Origin of the sequence: Streptomyces sp. NA02950 (genome assembly GCF_013364155.1) — a bacterium.
Taxonomy (GTDB): Bacteria; Actinomycetota; Actinomycetes; order Streptomycetales; family Streptomycetaceae; genus Streptomyces.
This window is the reverse complement of record NZ_CP054916.1, coordinates 21,377-40,441: the sequence shown is the minus strand read 5'-3', so window position 1 is coordinate 40,441 and position 19,065 is coordinate 21,377. Positions and strand designations below refer to the sequence as shown.

Below are 19,065 nucleotides of genomic sequence, written 5' to 3'. Positions count from 1 at the left end.
GCTAGTACTCGAACCACTACACAGCGCAAGCGACATACCGACACACGGCTTGCGCTGTACCGCAACTTGCCCACTGGCAAGGGCATTTGACTGGAAATGCTTCGCTTTGTGAGGAAGTGGCTACAGGTCTGTCCACGCACAGCGCCCTGCGGGGGCCTCCAGCGAACGCCATGCTTCCGGGAGGCCGCCGAGCGGAGTCCAGACCGGCGCGCGGGGACCGCGCTCCTCAAGTTCGGACAGCACCGCCGCTCCGAGGGGCACCTTCGCGGCCATACGGGCGACCAGCGGATGCTCGGCCACCATGGCCTGAAGGTCCTCGATGCGGTGCTGGTAGGTCACCGGGCTGGCATTGGTCAAGACGAACAGCACGCGCGGAAAGACCGGGTACCAGCGCTGCCACCCAGGGGCTGCCGTCTGCTGGGCTGCCGCCGAGCGGCGCCCGAGGACCGGCACATGGGTGTGAGCGTAGAAGCGGGCGTACCGGATGAGCTTGCTCGCGAGCGTGCCACTGCTCGTCGTCGCCCGATCGACCTCGATGAACGCGCGCAGCTGCGCGCGATTACCTTCAAGCGAGGCTGCGCTGTAGTGCAACAGGGCGTCGGCCTGGAGGAGTTCGCCATCAGTCAGGTTGTGGGTGGTCTCGGGAATCCAATCCCAGGGCCCGTGCTCATCCCCGTGCCGGCGTGCATCGCGGACGAAGGCCAGATGGGTATCGACCACCGCGCGGGCGTGAGCGGCAGTCAGCGACGCGACAGTCCTGCCCGTGATCGGGTACTGGGCTCGCCTGCGGACCTCCGGCCACGACTCCGTAGCCCGCACGCCGCGCCGGGTGAGGAACCACGCTCGCAGCCGGTGGGTTCCTGCCAGGGTGACGCAGTCGATCAGGTGCTCCTTGCGGAGCTTTGTCAGCACTTCCGACATGTGTTGACGGCTGCCGTCGGGGAGCAGCAGGGCCTGCAACTGCCGTGTGTCCACCACGCGGTGCTGAGCGATTGCGGCGATGACCTCATGGGCCACCGTCTCCCTCAGCGAGGGCCGTGCCCCGTGGCGGTCGGTCGCGGATGTCGTCATCGGTTCCTCCGGGGTCGTGAAGCGGCCTCGCCAGGGCCGGAAGAAGTAGTGGTGGTAGCCCGCGCCGTCACGTGGGGTGCGGTGCTGGTCAGGAAGCCGAGGACCTTGTCCCGCTGCTTGTCGGCGATGTCCGTCAGCTGGTGTAGGGGCTTCGCCTGTGCTTGGGCGTCGGCCGCACGGGTGAGGGCGCCGACTGCTCTGGGGCGGGCCAGTTCGCGGAAGGTCTCAGTAAGGTCGGGGCCGCGTAGTTGCAGCGGGCCGACCCGACGCCCGTCGACGGTGAGACTGATGTAGTGGTGGTAGAGGTCCAGCTCGGTGACCTCCGCGGGGTCGACCTGATCGCCCCACTCGTTGGTCACATGCCGGATCGCGTCGACGGCCCCGGCGGTGGTGGCCAAGGTCGAGGAGTTCTGCATCAAGGAGGCCCGCACCTCCGGCGAGAGCCGTTGGAGCAGCTGGGTCATGCCGTGCACCCGCACCCGGAATTTCCGCAGCTGCTCGAGGATCTCCGCGATGCTGGATCCTGCGGCCCCGTCCAGGGAAATGAGTTCGTCCAGGTAGGCCCGGAACGGCACCCTCACGCGCTCGTCCAGTTCCCGCCGCGACAGTCCAGCCCGCAGCAGGTCACGCACCAGCAAGGCCACGACGAGACGATCGGTGGGGCCGTTGCCAGCCGGGCAGATCCACACCACCATCCGCTGGTCCATGGCTGTACGGATGTCGTAGGCACCCACCGGGCTGCCGAGCATCGCCCGCACGGCCGGGGTCGCGGCCAGCCGGTCCAGCGGGTTGAGCACCGTCGGCAGTGCATCCGCGGGGATCGCAGCGAACGACGTCTGCCACCAGGCGGCCTGCTCGCTGTCCAGCCGCGCCACGACTGCCTCACGGAAGGCCTGGTCGGACAGCAGCGGCCGCACGTGGAAGATCGTGGCCTGGCAGTCCGGCCTCTGCGCCCGACAGGCTGCGATGTTGACCGCGACCAAGGCCTCGACGGCCTTCGTCGCGATGGTGATCGCCCGTGGTGCGGTCATATCGCTCCAGCCCAGCGCGGCAGCAAGAGCGTCCACCACAGCACCGACGACCTCGTGGGCTGGCTGCCCGCGGTCCACCCCCAGCGGATTCCAGGTTCCCACCAGTGAGCGCGGGCCGGTGACAGCCAGGTCGATCCGAGCAATCCGTTCCATGATCGCGTCATGGGCGAGATACGGAGCAGCCCGTCTCCACGAATCACCGTGCGGATCCACGTACGCCAGACCGTGACCGGCGTGAGCGGCGCCGACGGCCTGGCACAGCGCCCGCTCCGTCTTCCCACCGCCCGACTTGCCGACGGCGAGCTCATACAGAGTCTCTTCTTCCCGCGTTGCCAGCAGTCTCCACCGGCCGTCCGCTCCGCGGTGCCAGCCCTGGAGCAGCACGGCGGGATCCCCGACCCGGAAGGTGGGGACATCACTGGCCAGCACAGGCAGACGGCAGTGCACGGTCGGGGGCTTGAGAAGCCCGGCGAGCTCCTCCAGATGAACCCAGTTGGCCCGAGGCGGACGCATCTGACCGGTGCGCCAGCGGTGGTCAAAGACGCTGCGCCACGGGCGCCGGTCAGGGCCCCACCTGATGGGACCCCACACCCGGCCCATCCACGCGAACCGGGTCCGAGCCGCGAACACATCCAGCGCCGTTTCGATGTGCCGCAGCCGTCGCTCGGCCCGGCCCGCCGTATCGGAGGCGCAGCGCACCATCAGCTGAACACACACCAGATGCGCATCATCAGCTAACTTGCCCAGCGCCTTCTCACGCTCCACCCGGCGAGGCGCTGGCGGCACCATCAGGCGCCTGTGCGGGTGCTGCCTTCGCTCTGCTTCACCCGGGGTCAGCAGACGTGACAGGTGATAGCCGATCGAGTCTTCCACGTCGCGGTAGTCCTGCTGCACCCACCGAGCGGCCCGGTGCGCCTCGCGCCGCTCGCGCTGCCGGGCGGCCTGGAGCACCTGCCACCGGCGAGCCTTCAGCCTCCATCCCGGTGCCCGCTGAAAATCCAGACACACCTCCGCCAGATCACCCAGCTCGACACGCAGATCAGCGACCGCATCCACCAGTGGCTGCAACGGGTCGGGCTCCAACGGCACGTCTCGCAACCGGTCGCCCGCACCGCCGCGCAGCTCGAACTGGGCCCGGACCACATACTTGCGCTGCTTGTCCCGCACGACCGGAGCGGTCCTCTCACAGCGCACCTGCCCATACGGCGAAGTCCGCAGCAGATGCACCGCCGCTCCCGGCCCTTCCACCCGGTAGGACAGCGGGCGGGTCCCATCCGCACGCAACCGGACCCGTACCGCCTTGGCCTGCCTCGGCATCCACCACGGCTCGGCCGCCGCCGCACGGGTCAGCAACGCCCCGTACCGGAAGATCTCCTCAGCAGAGGGCTCGAAGCGCCGGGACGGCACGAGCTCGACCGCCACGCGTCGTGGAGCCGCTCGATCGGCCAGCCGCCGCTTGACGAAGGCCACTGCGCCACAGACCAGCAGACCGGCCACCGCCAGCCACAACCACTGATCCCATTCCCACCTCACGATGCTCAGCGAGGTCTCCAGCACGCTGCCGGCCTGCCAGCCATCAGAGGATGCGCCGGTCATCGCATACGCCTTCAACGTGACGGCCTCCACCTGTCACCTCCATCCCGGGTGAGGAACACCCGTGCTGTGCGGTTGTCCTGATAGCCAGAGCCGGAGGGGGAGGCCCCGGCCCACACCAGATGGACCGCCACCAGGCGGCCGGAAACCTGTCGTGCGACAGCGGCCTGGATACGGAAACGGCGATAGGGACGCACATCGCCGGTGTCCTCTCCGAAGTAGCCGGGCCATCGCTCCCGGCCGCGGCCGGTGACCTCCGCTGTCCACACCGCGCGCCCGAGTTGGGCCAGGCGCCGCGCCCTCCCCTGGGCCAGATGAGAAGGGACCGCACGCTCGAGACCCCGCTGGATCGCGGCATCCCCGGCGGCTCCGTCGCCGGGCGGCGGCAGCACCTCGCGCTCGGTCGGCTTCGATGCGCGGGCCTGCGGACCGTGCGCAGGGTGCGTAGGGCCCGCTGAACGCGATGGCACGACCGCATCCCGCACAGATGGCGAGGATGGCGAGGAAGAAGCCGGTGGTGACGAGCCGTCGTCGGCATGGCCGGACGATGCGCTGCCCCATTCGCTGCCCTGGACCAGCAGCATGCCGCCGACGAGGGCGAGCGCGGCGGCCGCCCCCAGTATCGCGCGGCCAGAGCGCGCTGAGGAGCGCGGGTTGCGACGCTTCTGCGGCTGAGAGGACTTCCTGGACAACGTCACCATGGCCGAGCCCCTCCGGCGAAGTCCGGCATGACGCTCACCGGGTCGACCTGTACCTTCGCGCCCGGTCGTAGCGCGTTGATCATCTTGCCGTTACCGAGGTAGATCCCGACATGGTGGATGGTCCCGTCCTGCGTGGGCACGTAGCCGAAGAACACCAGGTCACCTGGCTGGAGCGCCTTCACCCCGGCGGACGCGGGGATGCGCCGCCCCACTCCGGCCTGTGCTGCCGCGGTACGCGGCAGGCTGATGCCCGCCTTGGCGTAGGCGTAGGTGGTCAGTCCCGAGCAGTCGAACCCGCGGATGCGTTCGCCGGAGGAACCGCCTGGGCTGCAACAGATGCCGTAGGAGGGGCCTTTGGCGGATCCGCCGCCCCAGGAGTACGGCACTCCGCGCTGGCTGAGCGCCGCTGCCACGACCCGCCGGGCCCTGCCCTTCACGCCCTTGACCGATGCGACCGACCCCGTGCTCTTGTAGCGGCTGATCCAGCCCATCACGTCTGACACATAGGCGTCGGAGTGGTTGTAGGAGCGTATGGCTGCCTTCAGTTGCCGCAGCTGCGTCAGATCACGGCCCTTCCCGCACAGGTAGACCGCCGCGCTGAGCGCCGCATCGTCCGCGTTGTTCGGGTCCTTCTTCCTGTCTTTGTTGCCGTCCTTGCCGACGCTGCGGAAGGTGGAGGGCAGGAACTGGAAGGGGCCGACGGCGCGCTCGAAGTCCGCGTCACCGTCCCACCGGCCGTGGTCGGTGTCCCGCACCGCGGTGGTGTTGCCGCCTGCTCCGGAGCCGTCGAGCTTCGGGCCGAGGATGCGCGGCCGCACATCGCCGTTGGCGCTGACTGTGCGCCCGGAGGCGTGCCCCGACTCGATCTTGGCGATCCCGGCGAGCACCGGCCACGTCATCCCCCGGCACCGCGGCCGGTAGGCGCGCACGTTCTCCGCGCCCGCGACGTAGGCGGCGAACATGCGGGCGGGGATGTCTGCTGGCCCGGCTCCCGCGTTCGACGCGGCGCTGCCCGAGCCCGACGACTGCGACATGGATATCGCCATCGGGCCTGCGCAGCACACCAGCGCGAAGAACAGCACCAGGCCCAGGCACCCCATCTTCCGCTTCACGAGTCTTCACCCCCCTCGCCTCCGCGGGCGCCCCATCGCGGCCGTCGCTCCCACGTGGCGCGCTGGGCCTCCATGAGGCTGTCGAGGATCCGGCGCCGCGCCTCGCGACGCGGGTCAACACCGGCGCTGGAGGAGGCTGCGGGCCGCGAGCTTCCGATGTGCGAGTGCGGACGGTCCGGTGAGGTGGCAAGGACAGCCGCCGTAGCGGTGTTCCGTACGCCGCGGCGTACGGCGGCAGCAGCAGGCGGGCCATACACCCGCGCAGCTGTGGCGGTGCGCTGGCCGGCATGGGTCACCGCCGCGGCGGTGCGCTGGCCGGCCCGGTGCACCGCATCCGCACCGGTCACCCATCGTGCCGCTTCCTCCCGACCCCGGTTGCGATAGACGCGCAGCTGCGTGCGGGCATCCTGCGCGGCCCGGGTGGCGCGGCCGCGGCCGCGTGAGGCGGCGGTGGGCAGTCCGTAGGTGGAGTAGTAGCCCAGGCGCCCGGCCCGGCGTGCGATCCGGTACCCGCGGAAGCGCACCATGCGGTTGTGGACCCGGGCGCCCAGCAGCGTCCGCCCGTCCTGGGGGTCGTAGAGGACTTCCCCGGTACGCGAGTCGGCGACCATCCGCGCGCCGCCAGTCCGCCCGGAGCTCGTTCCCTCACCGCCGTCCGCACCGTCAGCGCCGTCGTCACCACTGCTTCCCGAGGCCGCCGTCGGCTTGCGCCACCGGTCGAGCTTGACGTCGTCCGGGCGGCGGCCGATCAGCAGACCGTAGGCGGCCCCCGCACCGAGACGCCCCGCGATGAGTCCCGGAGCCAGACCACGGCGCGCCTCGGCCGCGGCATCCCCCAGCAACTGACCGGAATCGACGGGCATCCCGGTCCCGTCGGTCAATGCCGCCAGATTGTTGAGGACCTTGTGGCGCATGCCCAGCGCGGAGTGCGCTGGGGACCCGCCACCGAAGGGCAGCAGGCCTGGGGCGCGCCCGATGCTGCCCGCCCCGTGCATGGCCAGGGCGGCTCCGATCTCGGAAGTGTCCCCGGGCAGGTGCGTACCGCCGACCTTGGCGTAGCGCATCCGCATCGCCATCCGGGACCCGAACTCGTTCGCCCCGCGCAGCAGACGGCGGTGGAAGGCCAGACCGGCCAATGCCAGGGCGTCGACGAGCAGCAGCCGCTCGACCATCAGGTCCGGCCCGTTCATCAGCACCGTGTCCACCGCGATGCCGAAGGCAGGCAGGAAGCCGGCGGTGGCGAACATCAGCAGCACGGAGACGAAGAAGATGCTCATCCATCGCCACACGACCATGCGGTTGGGGCCGGGCAGCATGCCCCAGACCAGGGCGACGCCGCCGACCGCGGCGGCGCCGACATCGGCGCCCTGGGCGCCGAGCAGGACCAGGGCCATCGTGCTGGCCAGGGCGGCGATCAGGATGACGGCGATCAACAGCAGCGCCACGGCGCCGACCCGGTCCCAGGTGGGATTCTCGGCATACGCGGCCGCTGCTTCCCCTGTCTTCCCAGCGTCCTTCATGTCGTCCATGAAGTCGTCGAAGTCCGTCTCGGACGGGTTCAGCGCGCTCAAGGGATCGAACTTGAGCTTGATGGTGTCGCCGATCTCGTGGAGCGTCGCCTTCCGGCGGCTCTCGCCCCGCAGGCAGTACTCCAGGGATCTGCCGGTCAGCGCGGGCTCCGCCTTGCAGATCTTCTCCCGCTCCGCACGCTTGGCCGCCGTGTCGTACTCCTTGCCCCGCACCCACTTCAGGTGCGCCTGGTACGCCTCCTTTTCATCAGGGTCCTTGGGGTGGAGGATCCGCCCGTACTGGAGCAGCTGGTACGGCTTGACCACCAGGACGTCGGTCAGCACATCAGTCATCGGCTGGGATACCGAGGAGGCGTGGACGTCGGTGTCGTCACAGGTGTCCTGGAGCGGCCCCACGATCATGTCGCACGGGTCGTCCCCGGTGCCTTTCCCCCAATGGCTGTCCACCGTGATCTGGCTGACCTCCATGGCCGCCTGATGCGTCTGCTCCAGCGGCCCGTCCTTCCCCAGCAGGACATCGGGCCGGATCAGACTGCTGGCGGCGATGGCCGCGATCAGCAGCGTCAGCACGATCTCGCCGAGCCCGCGGCCGACCTTGCCCCGCTGGAAAAGGATCAATCCGAAGACGAAGGCCCAGGACAGCAGCAGGCCCTTCAGCCCGAGGGCGTCGACGACGACCTTGTTGTACTCGTCGGCCACCTCCTGCGCGGGTTTGATCAGGAGTTTGAGCAGCGGGAAGTCGAACGCGGTCTTGATCAGCCAGCAGCTCAGGCCCACCAGCAGCCGCACCAGCGTGAACAGCCCGCCCAGCATCAGGGTGCGGATCTGCCCGCCGACGTTCGTCACCTTGCCGCCGTCGGCGCCGAGTTCGTACCGGTTCAGCGGGGCGCCTTCGGAGGTGGTGACGTTCAGCGGCGCCAACAGCCCGCCGCCGTCCTCTCCCCTGCCGTCCGCGGCCGCGGCGACGGACGTATTCACGATCAAGAAGACACTGGTGGCCAGCGCCACGAAGCCAGCCGCGCGCAGCGTGCCCCGGTCAAACCGTCGCACAGGTCATCACCGCCGCCGACCGGATGCCGCGAAGGCCAGCAGTCCCAGAGCAAGAGGCGCCAGCAGCATCAGCCACCCCGGCCCGGCGGGTTCGGCACCGGTGTCCTCCCCGGGAAGCGACACGTGGCAGGAGGGGCGGCCGCTGCTCGAGGGCGACGGACAGGGCCCCTCCGGCCCGGTCTGGTCTCCGCTGGGGGACGTGGTCGCGGTGGCGGTGAAGGCCTTGCCTGTGCGGGGGAGCGCCTCACCCAGCACGGCCTCGGTCCCGGCCAGCAGCCCCCAGGCCAGAGCTCCTCCCGCCACGATCAGCATCACCAAGATCGACAGGGACGCCAAGTGGTGTCGGCGACGCCACCGGGCATCGGCGGCCGATCGCAGGTTCCTGCGGGGTGTCATGCCTGCCTCCCTCCGGCCGCAGCCGCCGTTGACTCCGGTCCACTTGTCTCGGCAGAGCCTTTGGAGAGGTCACCGGGGGTGGTGAAGATCTGGTCCTGGATCCGGGCGACGGCTGGCACGATGACCTTGATCCGGCCCACCTGCATGGACGGGAAACGCAGCAGCATCTCGCCCTCCCGGCCCGGCTTCCCGACCGGCGACAGGCCCGTGGTGACCTGCCGCACCAGGTCCTCGTCCTTCGGATTGAGCCCGAGGAACTCCAGTCCGCGGCGCGCCCGTTCCGGATCGCTGGTGCGCGCCAGGGCCTTGTACGCCAGCAGCCCGCTGACGTCGTGAAGGTGCCGCTCGTCGGGGGCGCCGAAGATGCCGGCCGCGTTGTGCTTGCGGCCGTCGTAGGTGATCTCATGGGCCAGGGCCCGGCCTTCGGCGCTGCTGGTGAGCCAGTAGCACTCGTCCATGACGATCTGGCAGAACCGCGAGGGGTCGGTGAAGGCGGCCTGGCGGGCGATCGCCGCGATCAGATACATCACCGCCCGGCCGATGAGCGCTTCCAGCGGCTGCTGCCGCAGCACCTCCGGCTGCGCCAGAGCCTCCAGGGGCGGCAGGGTCAGCCCGGCCGTGGTGATCACCACCAGGTCGTGGCCGAGGTCGTCCAGCCGCAGCGGCGGCAGGTCGGGGTCGAAGACCATCGCGGCCAGGGGGTTGGCCACGACGATCTGGAACAGATCGGTGAGGGTCTGCGCGGCCTCGCGTCGTGCCGGGCCGGCGTTCTCGGAGTCGGCCATGGTGCCCAGCGCTTTCAGGACCGTGACCATGGACGGGTCGGGGGAGGCGGCTGCTTCCTCAATGGCCCGGTGCAGCACGGCTCCTGTGGTGGTCATCGGCCCGATCCCCAGCTGCAAGGTCAGGTAGCTCATCGCGTAGTGGGCGCCGACGGGACCGGCGAAGATCCTCAAGGGGTCGATCGACAGCTTGGCCGCGGCCGCGTCGATGACCTGGCAGGTGTCCGGGGCGGTGGCCCGGGCGAAGCGGGCCCACTCGCGCACCGGCGTGCGGTCGATGACGATCGCCCGGCCGCCGCGGTCGACCACCGAGATGGTCAGCAGCTTCTCCAGGACGGACTTGCCACTGCCCAGATCCCCGATGACTCCCACGGAGGCGGAGGCCTGCTGCTGGGGCGCGCCTGCGATATCGACCAGAACGGGCCGCACCGTGCCGCAGTCCAGATCGATCCCGATCAGGGCTCCGTGCTGATCGCCCACCGCGGTGTCGGCGAAGGCCCCGCTCATCGCCCAGTCCTCGGCGAGCTGAACCTGCCGGAACTCCCGCCGGATGTTCGGCGGCCAGGACGCGCCCGGCAGACCGAAGGTCAACAGCCGCTCCTGGAGACCGACGGCCCGCACCGCCCGGTAGTCCGCTCCCCGCAACAGTCCGGTCAGCGTGCGCGCCCGCGCATCACAGGTCTCGGTGTCCCGGCCCCACACCGTCAGCACCGTGACCGGCTGGACCTCGACCTCCACACTGGACTGCGACAGCCGCGCATCCTCCTCGCCCAGATCCTGGGCCGCGCTCGGCAGCGAACTGGGCATCCCACTGGGCTTGGCATCCCACTGGTCAGCCTGGTCGACCAGCTCGTTCTTCTTCTTCCGCAACTGCTCCATGGCCCGGTCCGCGCTGAGAATCTCCAGCTCGATGAGGAAGTCCACAGGGAACGGCAGGCTCTCCAGCTGCGCGAACAGATCCGCGACGTCCTCCGACACCGCTGAGGGCACTTCAGCCAGCGCAAGATGTGCCTGATAGCCGGTGCCCGCCTCGGCCTCCACCTGCAACCAGTTCCGCCGCAGCGGAGAGGGCAGTGCCGCCCTCCACCAGGGCTTCCTGCCCGCCTCCGCACGGCGGCCCCGACGCCCCGCGGCCGACTCGTCCTCGTCATCGCCCGTGCCAGGACGGGACATCCGGCCGCCTTCGGCCAGCCGGACCTGGCCCAGATCGGCGTAGGAGGGGGAGCACAGCACGCCCTCGCGCACCCGGCCGCCGTACAGGTCATCGGACTCGGCGTCGGACAGCAGGGGCTCGTCCATGCCGCGGTGCACGGCGTGCTGCACCATCCACACGACCTCCGACGGGCTGGCCGGACGCAGCGGCAGCCCACTGCCCAGCGCGGCCGCCACCCGGTCCGCCTGCTCCTGGTAGGCCTCCACCTCCGCCCGGCGCACCGGGGTCGGCGGCAGACCGAAAGCGGCCTGGGTGTCTGCCCAGATGGAGCCGACCACCGCCGATACAGCGGCCCGGCCACCACCGGAAGCGGACAGGGGCACCACCAGCCACAGCGTCCGGGTGTGCATCTCCTGCTCGTCCAGCAGATCCAGGCCCGCCTCGACCGACTCGGCCCACTCCGCAGACCGCTCCAGATCGACCCCGGTGACCATCCGCTCGGCGACCTCGGCGGGATCGACCTGCGCGCACAGCCCGAACAGCCGCGGCGTGCCGGTCAGCGACCGCACCAGCGAGGTCACCTGGCCCAGGACTTCCTCCCGGACCTGATCCGGGACGTACCGGCCACCGATCGGGGTCAGGCGCCAGACTCCCCAGACGCCGCCGTGGGTGGACCACAGGATGTGCCCGGCCAGGTGCCGGATCGGCACGCGCATCACTTCTCCCTCCCTTCCGATTCGATGGATGTACCGGCGCCCAGCAGCTGCTGAAGCGCCGTCTGCGGCACCGGAGCGAGGTGCTCCCGGTCCCGCCGGAGGCTCGCCCGGCGCCGGCCCAGGGACCGAAGTCCGCGCCGGTGTTCCGGCTCGGCCGACGGCGCCCGCGTGGCCGACCGCCGCACTACCGGCGCTGGCGGTACCGGCGGCACGGCACCGGCGACAGCACCCACCACGGCGCGCTCGACGGTGAACGCCCCCAGCAGCATCTGAGGACGGCGGTCCCGCGCCGGGCGCCCGCCGATGCGCCCTGCGGGCGGCTGGAACAGCACACCGATCACGCCCGCCACAGCCGCCCACGGTGATCGGCCCCCGATCCGGGCCCGCCGGGCCATCCAGACCGCAACGGCCCACGCCGCCACCGGCACCGGCCCCAGCCACGACCACCAGCTGAACGTCTTGATCAGCAGCACCGCACCCACGAAGGCGACCGCCAGCTGCGGCGGCGTGTACGGGCCCAACGGGATCTTCCAGTCACCCACCCGTCCCAGCACCCACGGATGCCGACGCGCCGCGGTGTACGTTCGGCTGACCCGCCGCTTCGCCGCACTCATCCCGAGCCCCCTGCCGGGGGCACCTGATCCACGACGCGCACCACGGCGGGGGAGGACTTCGCGGGGTTCTTGACCTCATCCTCGAAGATCGACGCCAGGCTGAATTTCGAGGCGTAGATGCCCAGCGCGATCGCCATCGCCAGAAGGGCTCCGATGCCCGCCTTCAGACTTCCCCGGCGCACCAGCTCCGTGATCACGATCCACGACAGCGCCACCGGCAGACCCTTGTCGGCCCAGCGGCCGAGCATGTCCAGCCAGCCAGTGCCCAAGTCGTCAAGCTTCCCCGCCAGAAGAACACTGCTGTTCACAGCGCACCCCCAGCGGTCCGCTGGTCCGTGCCCGCCGCCGTCGGCTGGTCCCATGCGGCGCCCCAAGCGCGGTGCCCCCGCCCGGCGGACTCGGCGTCCAGCGACGCGATCTCCCAGCGGCCGTCCCGGGCTGACACCCGCAGGCTGTAGACCAGCGGCCAGCTGGCCAACGCGTCCACGGCCCGAAGTCCCACCTGGACCCGGACCACTGTGCCCTCCTTGGCCACCGGGCCCTTGGCGACAGCGTCATCGGCCGAGACCTCCTCGACCTCCACCCGCTGATACCCGGGACCGCTCACCGGTGCCAGCCGCACCCCGGGCGCCAGATACCGCTCCGTCTCACCCACCCCGGCCAGATACGCCGAGAGGAACTCCGACACCGTCGACGACAGCGCACTGCCCTCCGGCACCGTCACCCGATACGCAGACTCCGGCGCCCGCCCCGCCGACGGCCCGGCGACCCGAGCCGGTCCAGCCGTCACCACGAACGCGCCCGCATCCGAGCGGCCCGAGGCCACCAGCGGCACCGCGAAGTACCGCACCTGCCCACCGGACTGCGCAGCCACCGTCACCGACCACGCCCCACCAGACAGCCGCGCACTGCGCACCGCCACCACCCGATCCACATCCGGCTGCGCACCCTCACGCGGCTCCGGAAGATCGACCCCCGGCGCCATCGCACGAAGCCTGCGCACCTCCGCCCGCTCCTCGCTGCGGCTGTCACTGCGCAGCCACAGCGTCACGAACAGCTCGGCATACCCCGAGGGGTCGGCGGTGGACCGCACCGGCCGCGGTGCCGACGCAGTCTTCTGAACCACCGGCCCCGGCTCGGGCGAGGCCGCTGCGATCACCAGCGCGGCCGGTCCCGCTGCCAGCGCCCCCCAGACGGCCACCCGGCCCAGCCGGACCCACCGACGGGCGCGCAGCAGCCGCACCGAGACACCCGCCGTCTGCGAAGGCGGACCTCCGGGCTCCAACGACGCCTGACGGCGTGGGAATACAGGCATGACGAACTCCAGGTCACAAGCGGTCGGATCGATACCTGGAGACAACCCGCCGCCTCTGACCGGTCGGCTGGCCAGCGCCCATTGACCACGGTCACGACCCCGTCACATCCCCCCGGCCACGCCGTGGTCAACCAACCGGTCAACCCTGACCACGCCCCCCACCTGGGGCCCCACCATCCGGCCCGACCCGCCCGCGCCTCCGGTTGCAGTCGCTGCCGAGCAGCTGGCACCTCACCTCAGCGCGGTGTCCCGATCAGCCGGGGGTGCTCGGTCTTCGCCAGAGCGATCGCAGGAACGCTCGTCAGCCTCTCCTCGGTGACCCTTCCTTCGCCCTGCGCGGCCGTGCCGCCGCGAGGAGATACGGGACGCGCCGCTTCCGTACTCCGCAACCAGAGCGACGAGAGGCCCCCGGCAGGAGCAGGGGCGCCCTGCGCAGCCGACCGCGGGCCAGCCGATGCCCATCGCATGGCTGCGCAGCCCGGGCACGCAGACCACAACTGCGCACTCCCCGGCGCCTCTCGACTGCGCAATCCCCGACCAGAACCTTGACCACGAATCGACCACGGCAAGCGTGATGCGAGCGTGACTCCCGGCTCCGGATTTGGTGACCGGTCTGGTCAGAGCACACGGGTCTGCTGATCGACATGCAGAACCCGTCCTCAAGGAGGAGCCCGATGCTCTGGCGCCATCGCTCACGTGGCCGCCGTGCCATCCCGCATGCGGCGCCCGCCCCGCTCGACTGCACCACGCAGCACACGCCGGCGACCCCCCTGCTGATCCACGAACTGCGGGCCGTCAGAACGCACACCCGCAACATCGGCAGCTGGCTCGCGGTACGTGAGACGCACCCGGAGGAGTACCTGCGGCTCGCCCGCAGCGTGATCGCGGATCTCGCCTGCGGCTGGCAGGTCCAGACCGGCGGCGAGGGCCGAATCGAGGACCTGCTGACCGACAGCCGCATCCGTCTGCAATCGCCCGATCACGACACCCCCGCAGCGCGCGAGCACCTCGAATCCACCCGCATCCACGGGGACAACGCATGACCCCTCGCACCCCGCCCAGCACAGACCACGGCGGTGAGACGTGAGCGGTGTCGACGCTGCCGCGTACGTCATGCGGCTGCACCTGCCCACCCCGGCGCACAAGCTGGTGCTCCTGGCGGTCGCCACCCGCTGCGACCAGAACTACTCCGCCTTCCCCGGACGCGCCCTGATCGCCAGTGAGGCGTTGGTGAGTGAAGAGCGCACCAAAACCCTGCTGCGCGAGCTCCGGCGTGACGGCTACCTGTCCGCTCGGCAGCGCTATCGCAGCAACGGCAGCAAGACGACCAACCGCTTCTTCGTCCACGGGCCATGGGACCAGTGGGGCGGCACCAACCACCCCTTCGCCGAGATCAGCTACTACCAAGATCACGACGACCGGTACGCGGCCATCCGCGAGGGCGAGTTCATCCCCCGCCCGACACTTCGCCTCCCTGCCAAGGGAGGGGTTGCCGACAACCCCTGCCCTGACCAGGGCTCACCTGCTCCGGGGGCAGGGGTTGTGGGCAACCCCTCCCAGGGGTCGCCCACAACACCCTCCCCGGGTATCACCCACAACCCCTCCATAACCAATCAACAAGAACCCACCAAGGGGAACCACCTTCCGGACGTCCGCAGGACTGGTGCGGGTGGTAAGGAGTCCGCCTCCTCAGCGGCTGGCGCCGCGGCGAGGACGGCGGGAGCCACCCCCAAGTCCCGGTCCCCGAAAGCCGTCACACCGCGACCGCGAAAGCGGCCCGCCGGGTGGGAGCAGGTCGCGGCCGCACTGCCCCGCGAAGTTCAGCCCGCCCGCGCCGGGGGCCGTCTCGCCCCGACCCTCATCCGCGCCATCTGCGACGCCCTCACAGGCATCCCCGGCTCCGCGCCCGGTACCTACCGGATCCCGCCCCGCACTCCCGAACAGCTCATCGCCCGCATCAACCGCCGCTGGCACCAGGCCCGGGGCCCCGAACGGACGGCCGAGCACTACACCGGGCCCGACCCCATCCGCCGCCCCGTCGGCTACGTGGCCGATCTCCTCACCGCCCACGACTGCCCCGACCCGTCCTGCGAAGACGGACTGATCATCAACACCGGCCGACTCTGCGCCACCTGCCAGGCACGCCGCGCCGAGCAGCGCCAGGCCGAGCAGGCACGCGCCGAACTCGAAGAGCGCCTCACCTGCGACGCCGAGCTGTCCTCCGCGCACGACGCCTACGAAACGGCGGCCGCCCGCGAAGGACACCAGATGCGCGAGCGCCTGGCTGCCGCCGGTCACTGGGGGGCGCTCCTGGACCACGAGGTCGAGACCCACATGCGCGCCTGGCGTCACCAGCACCCGTCACCGAATGGCGGCTCCCATGCCTCGTAAAGCGCCCCTCCACCACAGCGACGCGACCGTGCAGCGCTCACCCTCCAGCAGCACCGCGGCCCCGGGCCGCGCAACACGGTTTGCCCGCCGAGGACGACCTGCGGCACTCCCGCGCAGCCGCGCGCCCCCTCAGGCAGGAGCCCGGCCCGCTCCATCACCAGAAGAAACCCAACAGCAGCAGACGAAGTCGATGAAAAGGAACGATTCATGAGCATGATCCGTAAGTCCATCGTGGCGGCCTCGGCTGTAGCCGTGCTCGGCAGCACGGTCGTCGTCGCCACCGCGCCCAGCGCGAGTGCCACCAACCGGGTCAACCGTTGCGGGGCGTCCTACCACTTCAAGAAGTCGTGGCCGCTCAAGAGCACGGGGCAAGTCGACCCCTACGGCAAGAAGGTCGGATACATCGACGTGTACTGGTCCCCCTCCAGCGGCAAGAACTGCGCTATCGCCCGGCCGAAGAACGGCGTCTTCCGCCCGACGGACGTCATGGTCAGGATCCAGAGGAGCGGTACGGGCCGCTGGGACCAGGACGGCTACCGGCCCAGCCAGCACCACAAGAAGTTCGCCGGGCCGGTCTACGCGAAGGCCCGGGGCAAGTGCGTCGACATCGAGGGCGGCTTCAGCTACATGTACGGCGGCGCTGACGGAGCCTACGGCCTCTACGAGAGGAAGCACTGCTCGTAACCCGCACTGTCTCAGCATGAGGCGCGCGGGCTCCGGTCATGTCGACCGGGGCCCGCGCGCCTCATGTCCGTGCCCGGCTGGGCTGGGTCACCCGCCGTGCCTGCCGGGAGGGGCAGTGCCTATTCGCCCTCGCGGATGAGCTTCATGCGAGCTTCCTTGACCGCCCGCTCCCACTTCCACGTCGGCTCGTTGTGCCGTGCGGCGAGTTGGGCGCCCATGCCGCGGCGGTGGCCGCCCTGCTCGCGGATGAAGGCCAGTGCGGTGGCGATGCGCTCCTCCGTTTCCGGCTTGCGCTCTCGAGACTGGGGGTGGCCTTCGGGCCGTCCGGCTGTGCCGGTGTTGTCGCCCTGGCGCTTGCGGTCGAAGTCCTGAAGGTCGCCACGGCGGAAGGCGGGGATCTGTCGACCGCTGGGCCCTTCCACGGTCCCGACCGAGTCCGGGAAGTAGCCGGGGTTGTCCTTGAGGTACTTGCGGATGACGTTCGGGCCGGCGAAGTGGAAGAACTCCGCGGCCTGGTTGATCGAGATCCGGTCCTCGACGTCCCCTTCATAGAGGTCCGGCGACGTCGGAAGCACCTTCTGCTTCTTGCGCAGCTGCAAGGCCGCGTAGAACGCTTCGAACTCCCGCTCGTCGTAGAAGTCGACGCGCCTGATCTTCATCTTCTTCTCCGGGTGGCGCGGGACCTTGACCTCGTTACCCTCGTCATCCGTCATGTACTCGGGAGCCTCGTGGCGCTTGCGGTACCACAGGTTCACCGTGACGCGCGCGGCCCCGGTGCGTTTGACCATCCAGTCCCGGTTGACCACGGCGCGGCCATTGACCATGGCGCGGCCATCGATGACCTCGATTTCGCCCTCCGGCAGCTCGGTCGCGAAAGGGACCTCCGAGGGATCTGTATGGTGGGCTCCCTGTGCGCTGGGGTTGCTCTTATACTCGGGATCGTTCACTTTCCTGCTCCTCGGGGCGGAAGGTGGGTTGGATATTGATGGCCGGTGGGACGTTCGGTCGGGGTTGCCGCTCTGGACCGACACCTTTCGAGGTGTATTCCGCCGGCCATCGCCATGTGGTGCACACGCCGGACCTAACCGACAGTCGTAATTATGCACTCATGCTCTGGGGGAGTCAAGCGAGTCCATAGCTCGCCGCAACGGGCTCTCCTTCGTACGCGCGGCAGCAGCGTGACCACGCCGACAGGCTCCGCTGAGGCGGAGCCTCCAACCCCAGCACTCCCGGGTGCTCACGCTCACTACCAGAAACCAGGCCCTCGGCGTCCCCTACCCGCCGAACGCGGGCGTGTGCGAGCGCTACCCGGTGAGTGACGGGCCGCCGCCCGTTACTCGCCGGGTCTTGCTGACAGAGCTCGGAGGCGTGTCCGGGGTCAGCGTCTGCGGACCTCGGCGAGGAAGTCCATCGGGTGCTTGCGAACCGACCGGCCTCAGTCCGGGTGAGCCACTCCCGCAGAGCGGCTGGCACCCGGTGGTTCCCGCCGTACACGCCTCGCAGACCGGCGCGCACTGGACCAGCCGCACGACGGCCGACGGCTCTCACGGGCTGGTCAACTCCAGCTGTTTCGTCCTCAGTCCAAGCGTGCGCCACGCCCCGAGGAAGCCCGGCCGGACCTTGTCCCTGGCCAGCGTCGGGGCGACGACGTCAAACCACTCGCGCACCGGATACCGCTCCCCGCGCCGCAGCGCCCAGGAACGAGGGATGCGGTATTCGTCGACCTCCACGCTCCCGCCCTTGGAGGAGGCCAAGCGCCGCAGCTGCTGCACCGCCCCAGACCGTGTGCTGGCCACACTCAGAGTCTGAACGCTCCGCCAGGCCGGACCCTTGGCTCCCTCGTCCCCGCGGGCCCAGATGATCCGCTGAACCCGGTACACCGACCAGGTGCCGGCGAGCTGGGCGCGCCGGAAGGCGGTCAGCGCATCGGTGTTGCGGTCGGCCACGACGTGACTGTGCAGGGTCGTGGTCCCGAATAGGCGGCTGTTCGGGTTCAGGGCAAGTGCCGAATGCTCCAGCATGAGCACGTCCGCCGCCCGCTCAGGAAACGACCGCAGCCGCTCAAGGTGCTGAGGCAAGCTACCAATATTGCCCGGAAAGGGGCATTGCGCACAATGCGACTTGCGCCAGGTGATGCCGAACTGCTCCCGCAACAGCTCGAGGCACTCCGCGCGACCGTACCCCCACTCGATCAACGGGTACTCCGGGGAGCGGGTGAGCGAGGTGTACGTCTGATCCCGCAGTACGCGCGTTCCCTCCTCGGCATTGAAGCCCAGGACATGCCGGTACGGGCGGCCGTGGAGTTCTGCGGCGATGAACCGGTCGATCACGGATCCCTTGAACTTGACCGAGCAGGTTCTCCGGCCTTGCGCCACCATGGGCACGGTGCCGGTGGTCCGCAGCTCGTCGCTCAGCCGCCAGGGCCCGGCCTTGTGCAGCCGGGTCGGCGAGCGGCTGTCGTCGAGGACAACGATCCCGTCGGACTCAAAGGGACCGCCCCGCGCGACTTGGACCAGGCGCACGCCGTGCTTGCGCAGCAGCGGCAAGACGTACCGCTCCCCGGCCCTCAGGGTGTCGTCCCATTCGTCACCGGTCGCCGCGTACACCACGATCAGGTTGTCGGGGCTGTAGCCCAGGGCCCGGTACATCGGCTGGGTCTGCGAATTGCCCAGGATCAGTGTCAGGAACGCCGTGGAGTCAACCCCAAGGCCCCAACTGACCACGACCGGCGCTTCAGCGGAAGGCCCGGCGAACATGGCGGGCACCGTGCGGGACGCCCCCAACAGGCGCGGCGGCTCGCCGAACAGATCCTGCTGAACGACGGAGATCACGCGCGCCCGCCCTTCTGGTCCTTGCTGAGATCGATCTGCTGCTGGACGAACGTGGACATGGCGGGGATCCCTTCGGTGGGTTGGACGCCGTCCCGG

14 protein-coding genes are annotated in these 19,065 nt (G+C 70.1%); 3 read left to right on the top strand and 11 right to left on the bottom strand.

Features of this window, described 5'->3' with window-relative positions; genetic code table 11:
* Positions 1–120 precede the first annotated feature (120 nt).
* The 9 genes from HUT19_RS00190 to HUT19_RS00150 form a co-directional block, all read right to left on the bottom strand.
* A complete protein-coding gene (locus tag HUT19_RS00190; protein ID WP_176178501.1) occupies positions 121–1,071 on the bottom strand; it encodes a replication-relaxation family protein in 951 nt (316 codons plus the stop codon).
* The gene (locus tag HUT19_RS00185) at positions 1,068–3,698 is read right to left on the bottom strand and encodes an ATP/GTP-binding protein (RefSeq protein ID WP_176178500.1); all 2,631 of its coding nucleotides are present in this window, start codon (positions 3,696–3,698) and stop codon (positions 1,068–1,070) included. Before HUT19_RS00185 ends, HUT19_RS00190 begins: the two co-directional genes overlap by 4 nt.
* A 691-nt stretch (positions 3,699–4,389) precedes the next feature.
* Complete coding sequence (locus tag HUT19_RS00180) at positions 4,390–5,508, bottom strand: bifunctional lytic transglycosylase/C40 family peptidase (RefSeq protein WP_254885326.1); 1,119 nt, start codon at positions 5,506–5,508, stop codon at positions 4,390–4,392.
* Positions 5,505–8,087, bottom strand: a complete 2,583-nt coding sequence (locus HUT19_RS00175) for a hypothetical protein (RefSeq protein ID WP_176178499.1) — start codon at positions 8,085–8,087, stop codon at positions 5,505–5,507. Before HUT19_RS00175 ends, HUT19_RS00180 begins: the two co-directional genes overlap by 4 nt.
* Before the next feature lie 6 nt (positions 8,088–8,093).
* Positions 8,094–8,483, bottom strand: a complete 390-nt coding sequence (locus tag HUT19_RS00170) for a hypothetical protein (RefSeq protein WP_176178498.1) — start codon at positions 8,481–8,483, stop codon at positions 8,094–8,096.
* Positions 8,480–11,134, bottom strand: a complete 2,655-nt coding sequence (locus tag HUT19_RS00165) for an ATP-binding protein (RefSeq protein ID WP_176178497.1) — start codon at positions 11,132–11,134, stop codon at positions 8,480–8,482. Before HUT19_RS00165 ends, HUT19_RS00170 begins: the two co-directional genes overlap by 4 nt.
* Positions 11,134–11,748, bottom strand: a complete 615-nt coding sequence (locus tag HUT19_RS00160) for a hypothetical protein (protein ID WP_176178496.1) — start codon at positions 11,746–11,748, stop codon at positions 11,134–11,136. Before HUT19_RS00160 ends, HUT19_RS00165 begins: the two co-directional genes overlap by 1 nt.
* Positions 11,745–12,056, bottom strand: a complete 312-nt coding sequence (locus tag HUT19_RS00155; RefSeq protein WP_176178495.1) for a hypothetical protein — start codon at positions 12,054–12,056, stop codon at positions 11,745–11,747. The genes HUT19_RS00160 and HUT19_RS00155 overlap by 4 nt, the downstream gene beginning before the upstream one ends.
* On the bottom strand, positions 12,053–13,063 hold the full coding sequence (locus tag HUT19_RS00150) for a conjugal transfer protein (protein WP_176178494.1): 1,011 nt from the start codon (positions 13,061–13,063) through the stop codon (positions 12,053–12,055). Before HUT19_RS00150 ends, HUT19_RS00155 begins: the two co-directional genes overlap by 4 nt.
* A 674-nt stretch (positions 13,064–13,737) precedes the next feature.
* Here HUT19_RS00150 and HUT19_RS00145 point away from each other — a divergent pair.
* The 3 genes from HUT19_RS00145 (at position 13,738) to HUT19_RS00135 (ending at position 16,138) form a co-directional block, all read left to right on the top strand.
* Positions 13,738–14,106 carry a hypothetical protein gene (locus HUT19_RS00145; protein WP_176178493.1) on the top strand — a complete coding sequence of 123 codons (369 nt, stop codon included), beginning with the start codon at positions 13,738–13,740 and terminating at the stop codon, positions 14,104–14,106.
* Positions 14,107–14,146: 40 nt separating this feature from the next.
* Positions 14,147–15,454: a hypothetical protein gene (locus tag HUT19_RS43870; RefSeq protein ID WP_176178492.1), complete on the top strand. Its 1,308-nt coding sequence runs from the start codon at positions 14,147–14,149 to the stop codon at positions 15,452–15,454.
* A 207-nt stretch (positions 15,455–15,661) separates the two neighbouring features.
* Positions 15,662–16,138 (top strand): hypothetical protein, encoded by a 477-nt coding sequence (locus HUT19_RS00135; protein WP_176178491.1) that lies wholly within the window; start codon positions 15,662–15,664, stop codon positions 16,136–16,138.
* Positions 16,139–16,257: 119 nt separating this feature from the next.
* Here the strand turns inward: HUT19_RS00135 and HUT19_RS00130 are convergent, their stop codons facing one another.
* Entirely contained in the window at positions 16,258–17,085 is an 828-nt protein-coding gene (locus HUT19_RS00130) for a hypothetical protein (RefSeq protein WP_176178490.1), read from the bottom strand.
* A 597-nt stretch (positions 17,086–17,682) separates the two neighbouring features.
* Positions 17,683–18,894: a hypothetical protein gene (locus tag HUT19_RS00125; RefSeq protein WP_176178489.1), complete on the bottom strand. Its 1,212-nt coding sequence runs from the start codon at positions 18,892–18,894 to the stop codon at positions 17,683–17,685.
* Positions 18,895–19,065: the final 171 nt, after the last annotated feature.